The sequence below is a fragment of the Micromonospora pattaloongensis genome (assembly GCF_900107255.1).
GTDB classification, from domain to species: Bacteria; Actinomycetota; Actinomycetes; order Mycobacteriales; family Micromonosporaceae; genus Micromonospora_I; species Micromonospora_I pattaloongensis.
This window is the reverse complement of the sequence record NZ_FNPH01000001.1, coordinates 965750-979347: the sequence shown is the minus strand read 5'-3', so window position 1 is coordinate 979347 and position 13598 is coordinate 965750. Positions and strand designations below refer to the sequence as shown.

Genomic DNA, 13598 nt, shown 5'->3' with positions numbered 1-13598 from the left:
TCCCCGCACGGTAGCGTGACCGCGCCAGCCGCCCTGCTCGCGGGCAATCCGGACCACGTCGCGGGATCTTGAAACCGGCGATCACCGCAGCTTGAGACAGAGGACGTAGTCGAGGGCGTTGAACTCCGTCTTGAAGTAGAACCAGTCGGTGTAGCCCGGCACGGCACGGCACTTCTGCTTCGCGTCCGCCTCCCCGGCCGTCGCGCCGTCGAAGCGCGCCAACACCTCGTACGTGGCGGGGCCGCAGGTCGCGATCACCAGCTTCGGCCGGCGCGGCTCCCCCTCGTTGCGCAGGCATTCGCCCGCCTTGACGAACCGCGCGTCCGACGAGCCGGCCTGCGGCGCGGGAGCGCGCCCGGACGCGCCCTCCCCCGGTCCGGCCGCCGTGTCCCCGTCGCCGCCGAGCAGGCGGATCACCGTTCCGGCCCCGACGATCACGAGGAGCGGCACGACCACGGCGAGCACCATCCACCACCGGGGCCGGGATCGGGCCGGCGGCCGGGTGTCCGGGGAGGGGACCGCCGCCGCGTAGTACCGGCCGTCGCCGGCCGCGGGGTCAGGCCGCCCGGCGCGGCCGTCCGGCCCCGCCGCCCGCGGCTCTGCCGCCCGGGGCTCTGCCGCCCGGGGCTCCGCCGGTCGCCCGTACGCCTCCGGTGGCCGCCGGCCGGGATGCGGATCACCGCCGGACGGTCCTCGGTGCGGCATGGGGCTGTCCTCCTGCGCGACGAACCCGGCAACGAAGAGGTGAGACGCCCACCCCGTTCGGGACGGCGACCTCTGGCCACCGTAGCGTGATCTTCCGATGACCTCATCCACCGGAAGCATGCGAACGTCGCCGGGACACCCGCCGGCGCCCGTCCCGGCCGCCACGTCACCGGGACTGATCTGGCTGGCGCTGGCGATCGTCTACGTCGTCTGGGGCTCCACCTACCTGGGCATCCGCATCGCCGTCGAGACGATGCCGCCGTTCCTGTCGGCCGCGGCGCGGTTCGCGACCGCGGCCCTGGTGCTCGCCGTGATCCTGCGGCTCCGGCGCGGCCGTTCCGCCCTGCGGGTGACGCCCCGACAACTCGGCTCCGCCGCGCTGGTCGGCGTGCTGCTGCTCGCCGGCGGCAACGGACTGGTCGTGCTGGCCGAGTCGGGCCCGCCCGGGGTGGCCGTCCCGTCGGGGATCGCGGCGCTGCTCGTCGCGACCGTGCCGCTGCTGGTCGTGCTCTTGCGCCTGGCCACCGCCGACCGGCCCCGGATCGCGACGGTGGCCGGTGTCGCCGTCGGCTTCGCCGGGCTGATCGTGCTGATCCTGCCCGGTGGCGAGGCCGGCGTCGTCCCGATCGCCGGCGCCCTGACGGTGGTCGCCGCGGCCGCGTCCTGGTCGATCGGCTCGTTCGCCTCCGGCCGGCTCCCGATGCCCGACGACCCGTTCGTGGCGACCGTGTACGAGATGCTCGCCGGCGCCGCCGCGATCGCGCTGCTCGCCGTGGCACGGGGCGAGCAGCGCGGGTTCGACCTCGGCGCGGTCTCCACCCGGTCCTGGCTCGCCCTGCTCTACCTGATGGTCGCCGGCTCGCTCGTCGCCTTCACGGCGTACGTGTGGCTGCTGCACCACGCGCCGATCTCGCTGGTCTCGACGTACGCGTACGTCAACCCGGCGGTCGCGGTGGCGCTCGGCGCGCTGCTGCTCGCCGAGCCGGTCAGCGTTCCGGTCCTCGTCGGCGGCGGGATCATCGTGGTCGGCGTCGCGCTGGTGGTCTCGACCGAACGGCGGTGACACCGGGCCGGGTTCACAGCAGCCGCAGCTGGCGGTCCTTCGGTCGGCGCGGTTCGGTCTCGCCGAGGCGTTCGAAGAGCCCGGCGTCGATCGCGTCGAGGAACGGGGTCGGCGCGCAGTCGCGTTCGCTGCCGTGCCGGAGCCGGCGTCGGACGTGGCTGACGTAGAGCCGGTCCTGCGCCCGGGTCAGCCCGACGAAGAACAGTCGCCGCTCCTCGGCCACCTCGCCGTCGTCCGGCGTCGCGCCCGGCAGTCGCAGCGGGAGCAGGCCATCCTCGGCGCCGACCAGGAAGACCACCGGGAACTCCAGGCCCTTGGCGGCGTGCAGGGTCAGCAGCGTGACCGCCTCGGCGCGCGGGTCGAGCGCGTCGACCTCCGCGCCGGTGGCGATCTGCGACAGGAAGAGCGGCAGGTCGTCGCCGCAGCGCTGGGCGAGCGGGGTGAGCACCTCCACCGCGGCCCAGATGTCGGCCGGGGCGACGGCCGGGGTCGCGTCGAGCGTGGGCATCGCGAAGCGGTCGGCGAGAACCTGCCCGGCGAGGCGGACCCGGGCGGCGAGCGACCCGCCCAGCCCGCTCGCGTGCCGCAGCTCGCGCGCGATCGCGGCCACGCCGGGCCGGTCGCGCAGCCGGTCGTGTGACCGCTTCTGCACCGGGATTCCGGCGCGGGTGAGCGCGTCGACGATCGGCGCGGCCTGCGCGTCGGTGCGGTAGAGCACCGCGATGTCGGAGAAGGAGACGCTCGAGGAGCGCCCGTCGATGCGGCCGGTGTCGAGGGAGCGGTGCGAGACGCCACCGACGAGCTCGTCGACCGTACGGGCGACGAAGCCCGCCTCGTCGGCGACGGAGGCGGCCGGGTAGCGGCCGACCAGCGGCGCCTCCGGGTCGAGCCGGGCCGGGTCGAGTCGTCGGCCGCGCACCAGGGTGGTCGGCCCGATCGCCTGCACGGCGGCGGCGAGGATCGGCGGCGACGAGCGGTAGTTGCGGGTGAGGCGCACCAGGCGGGCGTCGACGAAGTCCTCCGAGAACCGCAGGAAGTACGAGACGTCCGCGCCGCGGAACGAGTAGATCGCCTGGTCGGGATCGCCGATCGCGCACAGGTTGCCGTCGGCGGGGCTGAGCAGCCGCAGCAGCTCGTACTGGACGGCGTCGACGTCCTGGTACTCGTCGACGAAGACCCACCGCCACCGGTCCCGGTAGCGCTCGACCAGCTCCGGGTCGTCGCGCAGCAGCCGTACCGGCAGGGTGACCAGTTCGTCGAGGTCGACGAGGCCCTCTCCGCGCAGCAGCTTCAGGTACGCGGCCTCGTTGTCGCCGGCCTCCGCACGGGCCTGCGCCCGTTCGGTGTCGTCCGCGATGCGGAAGTCGGCGGGCAGCCCCGCGGCGCCGGCGTTCTCGCGCAGGATCGTCAGACCCAGCGAGTGGAAGGTGCCGACGGTGACGTCCTCGGCGACCGGGCCGAGCAGCGTGTCGAGCCGGGCGCGCAGCTCCTCGGCGGCGCGCCGGGTGAAGGTGATCGCCAGGCAGTGCTCGGGGTAGACGTTGAGCTCGGCGCAGAGGTACGCGATCCGGTGGGTGAGGGTGCGGGTCTTGCCCGTCCCCGGTCCGGCGACGATGAGCAGCGGCCCGCCCGGCGCGGACGCCGCCACCCGCTGCATCGCGTCGAGCCGGTCCAGCAGCCCGGTCCCGACCTCCTCCATCCCGGCGAGCATCGGTTCGAACGGCTCGTGCGGGGAGGGCGGGGGCGCGATCGGCGGCGCCACCGGCGCGACCGGGGCGTTCTTCACCCGCTGGGGGGCGGAAGAAGGCGCCTTCGCCGTCCGCTTCCGCTTCGGCGCCGGCGCCGCGGTCGGCCGCGGGTCCGGCGCGGGTACGTCGAAGAGCGCGTCGGGCTGGCTGGCGCGGCCCGTCCGGGGCAGCTCGGTCGGGTCGAAGAGCTTGATCACTCCGTACTCCCCGTCGTAGCCGGGCGTGCGGCGCACCTCGCCGCGGCGCAGCCGCCCGATCGCCTCGGCCAGCAGTTCCCCGCCGGCCTGTCCGATGTCGTCGAGCGGGGTGGTCGTCAGGATGTCCAGCTCGGCGCCGAGCGCGGCGACGACCGTGTTGAGCTGGCCTTCCACGGTCTTCGACTTCGGGCCGACGCCGTTGATCTCCCCGAGGATCTCGGGGAGCGGGACCAGGTGCGTGACGTCCCGGGCGTGCGGCGGCCGCTCGCCGTCGGCGCGGTCGGCGAGCTCCTCGACCCGGCTCAGCACCCCGACGGTCAGCGCCTTCCCGCACTGCGGGCACCGCCCCTGTGCCGCGCGGGTCTGCTCGGGCTGCCAGTTGACGCCGCAGAGCCGGTGACCGTCGGCGTGGTACTTCCCCTCCTCGGGGAAGAACTCGATCGTGCCCCGCAGCCCGTCGCCGGTGCGCAGCGCGTCCCGGATCGCGAAGTAGTCCAACGGGGTTTCGAAGACGGTCGCCTCCCGCGCGAGGGCGCCGGGGGAGTGGGCGTCGGAGTTGGAGACGAGGCGGTAGCGGTCGAGGCTGGAGACGCGCCAGTTCATCGCAGGGTCGGAGGAGAGGCCGGTCTCGACCGCGAAGATGTGGTCGGCCAGGTCGGCGTAGCAGTCGGCGATGGCGTCGAAGCCCGACTTCGAACCCAGGGCGGAGAACCACGGGGTCCAGATGTGCGCGGGCACCAGGTACCCGTCGGGACTGGCCTCGAGGGTGATCTCCAGCAGGTCGCGGGAGTCGAGCCCGAGGATCGGGCGGCCGTCCGAGCCGAGGTTGCCGATCCGGCCCAGGGCCGTGTTGAAGCGGGCGACTGCGTCGAGGTCCGGCAGATAGATCAGGTGGTGCACCTTGCGCGTGCGGTCGTCCCGCTTGTAGATCGTGGAGATCTCGACGCTGAGCAGGTAACGCACGGGGTTGGCCTCGGCGACGCTGGCCAGCCGCGGCGGCAGCCGGCGCGCGATCTCGCGCTCGGCGTCGGGGTCGAGACGGTAAAGGCCGGGCTCGGCCGGGCGCAGCGTCTCCCGCAGGTGCTCGAACCAGGCGGGGTGCGTGAAGTCGCCGGTGCCGAGGAGGCTGACTCCCTTGCGTCGGGCCCACCACGCGAGGTTCGGCAGGTTGAGGTCACGGCTGCAGGCACGCGAATACTTCGAGTGGATGTGCAGGTCCGCCACGAACGAGCCGGTGCGCACGGTCGAGCCCCCGGCGGGTACGGCGCTGAACGGAGGCACGCCGCATCCTGTCATGCCCGTCCGGCGGCCGGCGTGTCGCCACGCGCGACCGTGATCTGCGCAATGCCGACCGCGTCGGTGCCGGCGTCAGGCGCTGCGCAGCTCGACGAGGCTGACCTGCGGCGGCGCGCCGACCCGGACGGGCGGTCCCCAGAATCCCGCGCCGTTGGTCACATAGACCTGCGTGCCGTCGACCGTCCCCAGCCCGGAGACGACCGGCTGCTGCAGCCGGACCAGGTAATTGAACGGGACGATCTGGCCGCCGTGGGTGTGGCCGGACAGCTGCAGGTCCACCCCGTGCCGCGCCGCCTCGTGCGCCTGCACCGGCTGGTGCGCCATCAACACGACGGGCCGGCCCGGATCCCGTCCGCCGAGCGCCCTGGCGTAGTCCGGCCCGGACCCCGGGCCCGCGCTGGCGCCCGTCACGTCGTTGACCCCCGCGAGGTCGAGCACCCCGCCGCGCGCCGCGATCTCCAGCCGCTCGTTCTGCAGCACGCGCAGACCGAGCCGCCCCAGCTCGTCGATCCACTCCTCGGCGCCGGAGTAGTACTCATGGTTGCCGGTGACGAAGAAGGCGCCGTGGCGCGACCGGAGGTCCCGCAGCGGGGCCGCGGCGGGCCCCAGCTCGCCGACCGTTCCGTCCACCAGGTCGCCGACCACCGCCACGACGTCCGCGTCCAGCTGGTTGATCATCGCCACGATGCGTTCCGTACGGGCGCGCCCGTTCAGCGGGCCGAGGTGGATGTCGGAGACCGTCGCGATCCGGAACCCGTCCATGCTCCGCGGGAGTTTCGCCAGGGGGATCTGCACCCGGTCCAGCCGGGGCGGTGCCAGGGCGGTCCGCACGCCGTACCCGGTGAGCCCGGCGGCGGTCAGGCCGGCGAAGATCGCGGCGCCGCGGGCGAGCAGCAGCCGCCGCTGCGGGTCGTGGTCCGGCGCCGGCCCGGCCGGCGGCGTGGCGGGCGGCGGGACGGACGGGTCGATGGCCGCGGTGCGCTCCGCCGGGTCGGTCACGCCCGGCCGCGCCGGCTCCGGGTCCGCCGGGGAGCTTGCCACCGGTTCGGTCGCGCCGACCAGCGCCGGCTCCGGCCGCGGCTCGGGTCGCGGGGCGGGGCGGCGGGAGCGCCGGCGCAGCGCGATCCGCACCGGCAGCAGCGGCAGCTCGAGCACGGCCAGGATCACCAACAGGTAGAACATGACGGCCAGCCAGATGTAACCCGGCCAGGCCAGCCAGGTGACGCCCGACCGGGTCCCGACCAGCGTGGCCGGCACGAGCACCGCCAGGGCGAGCATCACGAGACCGCCGACGCGACGCCCACGCCCGGGTCGGGTGGTGTCGCGGATCAGCCGTTTCCACAGGTACAGGTGAATCAGGCCGGTGACGACCGCCATCGTGGTCGCGAAACCCAGGACCGCCACTACGCCAGCTCCCCTCAGCCGCCCGCGAACGGCGGTAACACGTCGACGGTGGCACCTGCGGGCAGCGTCGCCCCATGATCATGCCAGGCCATCCCGTCGACCAGAAAACTCGCCACCGCGAGCACCGCGCCGAGTCGTGCGCCGTGCCGGGAGCTCAACTCGGCGACCAGGGCGGCACGGTCCAGCCCGCACGGCAGCCGTTCCTCGGTCACCCCGGCCGCGGCCCGCGCCCCGGCGAAGTAGCGCACGGTGACCGTGCTGTTCCCGTCGATTCCGCTCACCCCCCGATCGCCGACATCGGGCGAGCCGGCTGCAGGAACGACGGGTCGTCGATGCCGTGCCCCGCCCGCTTGCCCCACATCGCCGCGCGCCAGCGCCGGGCCAGCTCCGCATCGTCGGCGCCCGCGCGCAGCGTTCCGCGCAGATCCGACTCCTCGGTGGCGAACAGGCAGGCCCGGACCTGTCCGTCGGCGGTGAGCCGGGTGCGGTCGCAGTCGCCGCAGAAGGGACGGGTCACGCTGCCGATCACACCGACCCGGGCGGGGCCGCCGTCCGGCGCGGTGAAGCCGTCGACGAGCCAGGTCTCGGCCGGCGCCCCACCCCGGGCCACCGGGTCGGGCAGCAGGATGAACTCGGCCGCCAGCCGGTCGAGGATCTCCGCCGCGGTGATCATCGCCGCGCGGTCCCATGAGTGCTGCGCGTCCAGCGGCATCTGCTCGATGAAGCGCAGCTCGTAGCCGTGTGCCAGCGCGAACCGGAGCAGCTCGGGGGCCTCGGTGTCGTTGACGCCGCGCATCAGCACAGCGTTGATCTTGACGGGGCCGAGCCCCGCGTCGGCCGCGCCGGCCAGCCCGGCGAGCACGTCGGGCAGCCGTCGCCGCCGGGTCAGCTGGGCGAACCGGTCCGAATCGAGCGTGTCCAGCGAGACGTTCACCCGGTCAAGTCCGGCGGCGCGCAGCGGCCCGGCGAGCCGGGCGAGGCCGATGCCGTTCGTCGTGAGCGACAGGGTGGGGCGCGGCGTCAGCGCGGCGGCCGCGGCGACGATGCGCGGCAGACCGGGACGGAGCAGCGGTTCCCCGCCGGTGAACCGGACCTCGGTCACGCCGAGCCGCTCGACGGCCACCCGGATCAACCGTCCGACCTCGTCGTCGGTCAACACGTCCGGGCCGGGCAGCCACGCCAGGCCCTCCGCGGGCATGCAGTACGTGCACCGCAGGTTGCACCGGTCAGTCAGCGACACCCGCAGGTCGGTCGCGACCCGGCCGTAGCGGTCGACGAGCCCGCCCCCCGGCTCCCCCGCGATCGTCATCGCTCGACGGTAGCGCGTCATGACCGCAGCACGGCACGGGCGGCCCGGGCGACCGCATCCCGGTATGCCGCGCCGAAGAGCGTGGTGTGCACCAGGAGGAGATGGAGCTGGTGCAGGGGACGGCGCTCGCGCCAGCCGTCCGCGAGCGGCCACGTCTCGCGGTACGCGTCGACGATCCGGTCGAGGTGCGGCGCCCCGCCGAAGAGGGCGAGCTGGGCGAGGTCGGTCTCCCGGTGCCCGCCGTGCGCGGCGGGGTCGACGAGCCACGGTCGCCCGTCCGCGCCCCACAGCACGTTGCCGGGCCACAGATCGCCGTGGATCCGCGCCGGCGGCTCGGCGCCGCCGTACCCGTCGATCCGGGAGATCACCCGCTCGACCAGCGCGACCTCGGCGGCGGACAACGCGCCGTTCGCCACGGACCGCCGCAGATACGGCTCCAGCCGGCGCTGCGCGAACCACTGCGGCCACGGGCCGGCCGAGGGGGTGTTGTCCTGCGGCAGCGCGCCGACGAAGCCCACCCACTCCGCGCCGAAGGCCGGGGCGCCGGCGCGGTGCAGCGCGGCCAGGTCCCGCCCGAGCCGCTCCGCCGCGGCCGGTGTCGGCGGTCCCGGGTCGATCCATTCGAGCGCGAGCAGCGTCGGCAGGGCCACGATCACCTCGGGGACCGCGACCGCGTCCGCGGCGCGCAGCCAGCGCAGCCCCGCCGCCTCCGCCGCGAAGAACCCGTCCGGCGCGGGTGCGGCCGCGCGCTCGGGCCAGGTCTTGGCGAAGATCGAGGCGCCGTCGTCCAGGGTGAGACGCGTCGTGGTGCAGATGTCACCGCCGGGGACGGGGGTCTCGCGGATCCGCTGGTGCGTCAGGAATGTCGGAAGGTGCTGCGGGTGCGAGCGCAGGTACGACAGATCCATGGGCGCAACGTAACCGTTTCCCACCAACCGGGTGTCGCGGCCCGGCTATGCGGAGTAAGCATGAACCATGACCGATGTGTCGATCCGCCCCTACCGGCCGCACGACCACCGCGCGGGACGTCGGCTCTGGGTTGAACTGGCCGAGCAGCACCGCGAACTCTACGACGACCCGGGCTTCGGCGGGGCGGACCCCGGCGCGGCATTCGACGAATACCTGACCCGGCTGGACCTGTCCGGGTTGTGGGTCGCCGAGGATCCGGCCGACGGGGTGATCGGTCTGGTCGGGCTTCTCATGAAGGGCCGGACGGGGGTCGTGGAGCCGGTGGTCGTGACGGCCGGGCGGCGCGGGCGGGGCGTGGGGCGGGCACTGCTCGATCACGTGGCGGAACAGGCCCGGCGGCGGGGACTGACCCGGCTGACGATCTCGCCGGAGTCCCGCAACCTCGAGGCGCTGCGCTGCCTGCACGGCGCCGGCTACGACGTGCTGTCCGCGCTCGAGTTGACCCTCGATCTCGGGCGGCAGGCGCAGCGCTGGCGGGACGGAATGGCGCTGCACGATCTGCAATTCCGCTCCTGACCAGCGCGGATACTCTCCGTGCCTGTGGATAACCCGCGTGTCGTCCACAGGTGCGACCGGGGCTCCTGGCGATCACGGTGCGTGGCGGCCAGGCTCCCGCCATGACCTCGACCGAGCCGACCAGGCTGTCCGTGCGTTCCATCGCCGATCTGATCGCGGCCGTCCCCTATCTGCTGGGGTTCCACCCGGCCGACAGCGTCGTGGTGGTCGCGATGCGCGGCAAGAAGATCACGTTCGTCGCCCGTGGCGACGTGCCCGACCCCGCGGGCGGCGGGCCCACGCCCGACGCCGCCGCGGCGCACGTCGCCGCCGTCGTCGCACGGCAGGAGGCGCAGAGCGCGACCGTCCTCGGGTACGGGCCGCCGCAGCGGGTGACCGCGGTGGTCGCGGCGGTCGGCGCGGCGCTGCGGGAGCGGGGCGTACGCGTGCTCGACTCGCTGCGCGTCACGGACGGACGCTACTGGTCCTACACCTGCGACAACCCCGACTGCTGCCCGCCCGAGGGCACCCCCTTCGACCCGGCCGCCAGCCAAGTGGCCGCGGCCGCGACCGTCGCCGGCCACGTCGCGCTGCCGGGGCGCGACGCGCTCACCCGACAGGTCGCGCCCGTCGACGGGCTGGCCGCGGAGTCGATGCGGCAGGCCACGACGCGGGCGGACGAGCGGCTCGGCATGCTGTTGGAGCGGGCGCCGTCGGCGGACCTGCTCGGCGGGCGCGCGCTGCGCGAGGCGGGTGCGGCGGCGGTGCGCGAGGCGATGGAGCGGCATCGCGAACGGGGCCGGCTGACCGATGACGAGACGGCCTGGTTGACCGTGCTGCTGCTGCATCTGCCGGTCCGCGACCACGCGTGGGAGCGCATCGGCGACGACGACTGGCACGTCGAGCTCTGGACCGAGGTGGCGCGCCGGGCGCAGCCGGACCTGGTGGCCGCGCCGGCGAGTCTGCTCGCGTTCGCGGCGTGGCGCGCCGGGCAGGGGGCGCTGGCCGGCGTCGCGGTGGAGCGGGCGCTGGGCTGCGACCCCGGCTACTCGATGGCGTTGCTGATGGCCGACGTGCTGCGGCAGGGCGTTCCGCCCGCCACCCTGGACGGCTGGCCCGAGGTGAGCCCGGCGCCTCCCGACCGGCGCCGGGCGCCGGGGTCACGGGGCCGTCGCCGGCGCGCGCGGGCGTGAGCGGTCCTCAGGTCAGCACCCGATGCCCGCCGGCGTAGACGTTCATGGTGGGGCCGCGCAGGAAGCCGACCAGCGTCATGCCGGCCTCGGCGGCCAGGTCCGCCGCCAGGGTGCTCGGGGCCGACACCGCGGCGAGCAGCGGGACCCCGGCCATCCAGGCCTTCTGGGTGAGCTCGAAGCTGGCCCGGCCCGACACGAGCAGCACGTGTCCGCGCAGCGGCAGCCGCCGCTCGCGCACCGCCCAGCCGATCACCTTGTCGACCGCGTTGTGCCGTCCGACGTCCTCGCGAAGCACGACCAGTTCGCCGTCGGGCGTGAACAGCCCGGCCGCGTGCAGGCCGCCGGTGCGCTCGAAGGCACGCTGGGCGGCGCGGAGCCGGTCCGGCAGTCCGGCGAGCGTGGCCGCCGTGACCGTCACCGGGTCGTCGGCGACGGTGAACCGGGACCGCGTCCGCACCGCGTCGATGCTCGCCTTGCCGCAGACGCCGCAGGAGCTCGTGGTGTAGAAGTTCCGGGTGGGGTCGGTCTGCGGCGCCGGGACGTGCGCGGCGAGCACCACGTCCACCACGTTGTAGGTGTTCGGGGTGTCGGTTCCGGCGCAGAGCTGGGCGGTCAGCACGTCGTCGGCGTCCCGGATCAACCCCTCGGTGAGCAGGAAGCCGACCGCCAGATCCAGGTCGTCGCCGGGGGTGCGCATGGTGACGGCGAGCGGCGGTCGCCGCTCCGGCCCCCGCGTCCCGACCCGGATCTCCAGCGGCTCCTCCGCGGCGAGTGTGTCCGGCCGTCGCACCGCTCCCCCGTCGGTCGAGAGATCGATTCGCAGCACCGAACGCCGATCAGTAGCCCGTCCCATGCCGTCATTCTCCGCCAGGACGGTCAATTCGCCCGCGCGCCCCGACGTTGGGCCGGCCGGGCCGGCCGGTGACGGCGCTACGGTGGGGCGATGGCGGCGTTCGCGGCGGCGGTGCTGGCGGGTGGCGCGGCCCGCCGGATGAACGGTGTCCACAAGCCTGCGCTGCCCGTCGCCGGCCGGGCCATGCTGCACCGGGTGCTCGCGGCCGTCGCGCCGGCCGACCCGTGCGTCGTCGTCGGACCCCGGACCGACGTCGCCGTGCCCGGCGCGGTGCGGTGGATCCGCGAGGACCCGCCGGGCGGCGGACCGGTCGCCGCGATCGCCGCCGGTATCGAGCTGCTCGACCCCGGCGCCCAGCTGGTCGCGGTGCTCGCGGCCGATCTGCCGCTGCTGACCACGCCGGCCGTGCTGCGGCTCTACGACGCCGTTCACGCGTCCACGTCGGACGGCGCCGTCTACGTCGACGACGACGGGCGGCGGCAGTCGCTCTGCGGGATGTGGCGCGTGGGTCCCCTGCGGGCGGCGCTCGCCCGGCTCGCCGCCGCGCGACCGGAGGGGTTGGCGGGGGCCTCGATGCGGGGGCTGCTCGGCGGCCTGACCGTCGCCGAGATCGCGTGGCCCGGGTCGGGGCCGCCGCCGTGGTTCGACTGCGACACTGACGCCGACCTGCGACGTGCGGAGGAGTGGGCGCGATGAACGTGCTGGACGAGTGGACCGCGACGGCCTGCCGGGAGCTGGGCCTGGCGCCGGACGACGCCCGGACGAGGCTCGTGCTGGACCTGGCACGGGACGTGGCGCACAACGTGGTGCGTCCGGGTGCGCCGGTCACGGCGTACCTGCTGGGCCTCGCCGTGGGTCGCGGCGCCGATCCCGCGACGGCGGCGGCGCGGCTCACCGCGCTTGCGGCCACCTGGCCCTCCGCGACCCCCGGGGCGGCGTCGGCCGCCCCCTGATCCACGAGCCCGCGGCGCCGGCCGCCCGCGTGACCCACGATCCCGCGGCGCCTGCGGTTCCCTGACCGCCGATCCCGCGGGGCCGGCCGTTCCCCGGTCCGCGATCCGGTGCTGCCAGGCCGACGCCCGGCACCTGCGGCCCGGGTCGCGCTCCGATCACGCGCGACGGGCGCGTACCGGGTGCCCTCGCCCGCCAGAGCCGGGCGCGCCGGCCCGCCGGTCCGGTCGATAGGGTTGTGGCCGACGGACGGGGAGGGTGATCATCATGGCGGACGACGGCGCGGGCGCGGCGAGCGACCAGGCCCGTGAGCAGCCCGGGGACGCGGCCCAATACCTGGACCCGGTGCTGCTCGACGAACCGACGACGGCGGATCTGCGCGCCAAGGTGCGCGAGGCGTGGCAGGAGTTCGCGCGCGCGCTCGGCGACGCGCTGCCGCGGCTGCCGGCCGGGGCGCGCGTCGAGCTGACCCTGGACCCGACAGCCTCCGGCACCGGCGACGCGATCTACTCGGTCAGCGTTCAGATCGGCGACGACGGCCGGATCACCGCGCTGGCGGTCGGCAACGCCGCCCTGCCGCCGGGATTCCGGATGGACCGGGCCGCGGTCGCGGACCTCGTCGCGCTCGGCTGGTCCCCGCCGGGTGTGGTGGAGGGCTCGGGTGAGGACTTCGGGCTGAGCACCACGACCGCGCAGGCCGGCCGCCTCGCCGCGACGATCGCCCGCACGCTCCGCGACGTCTACGGCGCGCCGCACCCGGCGTTCCTGGTCTACCTCGTGCACGACGCCGACGATGAACCGATCGAGGCGGAGCCGATCGGCGCCGCGCGTCCCGAGGCGGTGCGGAACGGCGATCTCGACGCGGCGCTGGAGGCGGCCCGTTCGGCGCAGCGCGACGCGGAGGCAATCCCGCTCGACGAGCGGGTACGCACGGTCGTCGCCACGATGATGAAGAGCAATCCGGAGCAGCTGCAGGTCGACTCCGACGGGGACGTGAGCATCCGCGCCGGTTCGGCGATGGTCTTCGTCCGGGTGCGGGACAATCCGCCGCTGGTCGACGTCTTCTCCCCGGTGCTCACCGAGGTCGAGCCGACCGAGCGGCTCTACGTCCGGCTCTCCGAGCTGACCAACCGGATGCCGATCGGTCGGCTGTACTGCACCGAGGACACGGTGTGGGCGTCGGTGCCCGTGTTCGGCCGGAACTTCCAGGCCAGCCATCTCATGCTCGCGATCCAGGTGATGACCGGCTTGGCGGACGAGTTGGACGATCGGCTGCACGGCGAGTTCGGCGGTAAGCGTTTCTTCGGCGAGGGGGACAAGCCGGCCCAGCGGGATCCGGGTGAGCACCGGACCGGGATGTACCTGTAGGAGCGACCTCACCGAGCGGCGTGTGGGGCCCGGCACGCCGAAACCGG

At 74.8% G+C, this 13598-nt stretch carries 13 protein-coding genes; 6 read left to right on the top strand and 7 right to left on the bottom strand.

Features of this window, described 5'->3' with window-relative positions:
• Positions 1 to 81: 81 nt before the first annotated feature.
• Positions 82 to 705, bottom strand: coding sequence for an LppU/SCO3897 family protein (locus tag BLW47_RS24590; protein ID WP_139307156.1), 624 nt, complete (start codon positions 703 to 705; stop codon positions 82 to 84).
• A 97-nt stretch (positions 706 to 802) separates the two neighbouring features.
• Between BLW47_RS24590 and BLW47_RS04755 the strand changes: the two genes are divergently transcribed.
• Positions 803 to 1768, top strand: a complete 966-nt coding sequence (locus BLW47_RS04755; RefSeq protein WP_245736345.1) for an EamA family transporter — start codon at positions 803 to 805, stop codon at positions 1766 to 1768.
• Positions 1769 to 1781: 13 nt separating this feature from the next.
• Here the strand turns inward: BLW47_RS04755 and BLW47_RS04750 are convergent, their stop codons facing one another.
• The 5 genes from BLW47_RS04750 to BLW47_RS04730 all read right to left on the bottom strand — a co-directional run bounded on the left by BLW47_RS04750 (position 1782) and on the right by BLW47_RS04730 (position 8630).
• Complete coding sequence (locus tag BLW47_RS04750; RefSeq protein ID WP_425435322.1) at positions 1782 to 4994, bottom strand: UvrD-helicase domain-containing protein; 3213 nt, start codon at positions 4992 to 4994, stop codon at positions 1782 to 1784.
• Positions 4995 to 5081: 87 nt separating this feature from the next.
• Entirely contained in the window at positions 5082 to 6386 is a 1305-nt protein-coding gene (locus BLW47_RS04745) for a metallophosphoesterase (protein ID WP_091552574.1), read from the bottom strand.
• A gap of 41 nt (positions 6387 to 6427) precedes the next feature.
• Complete coding sequence (locus tag BLW47_RS04740) at positions 6428 to 6694, bottom strand: MoaD/ThiS family protein (protein ID WP_091551759.1); 267 nt, start codon at positions 6692 to 6694, stop codon at positions 6428 to 6430.
• The gene (moaA, locus tag BLW47_RS04735; protein ID WP_091551756.1) at positions 6691 to 7722 is read right to left on the bottom strand and encodes a GTP 3',8-cyclase MoaA; all 1032 of its coding nucleotides are present in this window, start codon (positions 7720 to 7722) and stop codon (positions 6691 to 6693) included. Before moaA ends, BLW47_RS04740 begins: the two co-directional genes overlap by 4 nt.
• A 17-nt stretch (positions 7723 to 7739) precedes the next feature.
• Positions 7740 to 8630 carry a fructosamine kinase family protein gene (locus BLW47_RS04730; RefSeq protein ID WP_091551753.1) on the bottom strand — a complete coding sequence of 297 codons (891 nt, stop codon included), beginning with the start codon at positions 8628 to 8630 and terminating at the stop codon, positions 7740 to 7742.
• A gap of 67 nt (positions 8631 to 8697) precedes the next feature.
• On the opposite strand from BLW47_RS04730, the gene BLW47_RS04725 reads away from it, so the two are divergent.
• Both BLW47_RS04725 and BLW47_RS04720 read left to right on the top strand, forming a co-directional pair.
• Positions 8698 to 9207 carry a GNAT family N-acetyltransferase gene (locus BLW47_RS04725; protein WP_091551750.1) on the top strand — a complete coding sequence of 170 codons (510 nt, stop codon included), beginning with the start codon at positions 8698 to 8700 and terminating at the stop codon, positions 9205 to 9207.
• Positions 9208 to 9308: 101 nt separating this feature from the next.
• The gene (locus BLW47_RS04720; RefSeq protein ID WP_091551747.1) at positions 9309 to 10379 is read left to right on the top strand and encodes a DUF4192 domain-containing protein; all 1071 of its coding nucleotides are present in this window, start codon (positions 9309 to 9311) and stop codon (positions 10377 to 10379) included.
• A gap of 7 nt (positions 10380 to 10386) precedes the next feature.
• On the opposite strand, the gene fdhD is transcribed toward BLW47_RS04720, so the two are convergent.
• A complete protein-coding gene (gene fdhD, locus BLW47_RS04715) occupies positions 10387 to 11232 on the bottom strand; it encodes a formate dehydrogenase accessory sulfurtransferase FdhD (RefSeq protein WP_091551744.1) in 846 nt (281 codons plus the stop codon).
• Between the two features lie 90 nt (positions 11233 to 11322).
• Between fdhD and mobA the strand changes: the two genes are divergently transcribed.
• The 3 genes from mobA to BLW47_RS04700 all read left to right on the top strand — a co-directional run bounded on the left by mobA (position 11323) and on the right by BLW47_RS04700 (position 13551).
• Entirely contained in the window at positions 11323 to 11928 is a 606-nt protein-coding gene (mobA, locus tag BLW47_RS04710; protein WP_091551742.1) for a molybdenum cofactor guanylyltransferase, read from the top strand.
• Positions 11925 to 12185 carry a DUF6457 domain-containing protein gene (locus tag BLW47_RS04705; protein ID WP_091552572.1) on the top strand — a complete coding sequence of 87 codons (261 nt, stop codon included), beginning with the start codon at positions 11925 to 11927 and terminating at the stop codon, positions 12183 to 12185. Before mobA ends, BLW47_RS04705 begins: the two co-directional genes overlap by 4 nt.
• Before the next feature lie 265 nt (positions 12186 to 12450).
• Positions 12451 to 13551 carry a YbjN domain-containing protein gene (locus tag BLW47_RS04700; RefSeq protein ID WP_245736343.1) on the top strand — a complete coding sequence of 367 codons (1101 nt, stop codon included), beginning with the start codon at positions 12451 to 12453 and terminating at the stop codon, positions 13549 to 13551.
• Positions 13552 to 13598 lie beyond the last annotated feature (47 nt).